Origin of the sequence: Streptomyces sp. AC550_RSS872 (genome assembly GCF_019049285.1) — a bacterium.
Classification (GTDB): domain Bacteria; phylum Actinomycetota; class Actinomycetes; order Streptomycetales; family Streptomycetaceae; genus Streptomyces.
In genome coordinates this window covers 1-458 of record NZ_JAGMUL010000181.1, presented here as the reverse complement: position 1 = coordinate 458, position 458 = coordinate 1, and the positions used below count along the sequence as shown (strand labels likewise).

1 pseudogene is annotated in these 458 nt (G+C 69.2%); it reads left to right on the top strand.

The features are described 5' to 3' along the window. Nucleotides 1–247 precede the first annotated feature (247 nt). Nucleotides 248–458, top strand: a pseudogene (locus KUM44_RS39710) (transposase); the annotation flags it as partial.

Genomic DNA, 458 nt, shown 5'->3' with positions numbered 1-458 from the left:
TTCGCGGTCCTGCAAGAGGGCCGCTGGCCTCCGGGCCCGGCATGACTCTTGCCCCCTGTCGGCGGGATGACCTGGGGGGTGGTGTCACCGGGTCCGAGGGGTGCCGTCGGAGACGCTGATCAGAGGTCCGACCGCCGCCTGGCCGGGCGCAGTGCCTGGCCGTTCGCGGGTGGTAGGTCTGCATAACGTGGATGCGCGAGAACGGCCCCGACCGCCGGGGACGGCACGTATCGACGCATGTGGGGGCATGGTGATCAGCATCGACGAGGTGGGCGTCTTCCTGGGCTTGGACGTCGGCAAGCCGGACGCATCACGGCCACGGCCTGAGCCCGGCCGGGAAGACGGTGTTCGACAAGCCGCTGCCGAACAGCGAACTGAAGCTGCGAGCCGTCTTTGACAAGCTCACCGCCAAGTTCGGCACCGTCCTGGTGGTCGTGGACCAGCCCGCCTCCATCGGC